This window comes from Bacillota bacterium (assembly GCA_024655925.1).
GTDB lineage: Bacteria > Bacillota > DTU025 > DTU025 > JANLFS01 > JANLFS01.
The window spans coordinates 1-501 of the sequence record JANLFS010000192.1 but is presented as its reverse complement, the minus strand read 5'-3'; the positions used below and the strand labels follow the sequence as shown (position 1 = coordinate 501).

Below are 501 nucleotides of genomic sequence, written 5' to 3'. Positions count from 1 at the left end.
TGACTACTTCTGCGGAGGCACGCCTGCCGCCTCAGACCTGGAGGCAAGTCATGGCAAACGTAGCTGTGATCGGCTTGGGCATGGGGCGAGTCCATCTACGGGTCTACAGTGCCTTGCCCGACGTGCGTATCCTGGCCATCGCCGATGTGGATAGGGACCGTCTGTTGGCCTACGCAAAGGAGTACGGTGTCCCGCATGCGTTTGAGGATTACCGGGATTTGCTGGCGTTGCCCGAGCTGGATGCGGTCAGTATCTGTCTTCCGAACTATCTTCATAAGCCCGCCACAATTGACGCGCTCCGCGCCGGGAAGCACGTGCTCGTAGAGAAGCCCATGGCCATGTCCGCCGCAGAGGCTGAGGAGATGCTCGCGGTCGCGCAAGAGCACAATAAAACCCTCGCGGTGTCGATGAACTACCGCTGGAGCAACGGCCCGGAGTCGTGGTATCTCAAGCACCTCATCTCTGAGGGCAAGCTGGGTACGATCTACTATATTCGCTCCG

Annotated in this window: 1 protein-coding gene; it reads left to right on the top strand. The window is 59.5% G+C overall.

The window, feature by feature from the left end:
* Positions 1 to 50: 50 nt before the first annotated feature.
* Positions 51 to 501, top strand: a 451-nt coding sequence (locus NUW23_15875; GenBank protein ID MCR4427633.1) for a Gfo/Idh/MocA family oxidoreductase, incomplete at its 3' end; no start/stop codon positions are given.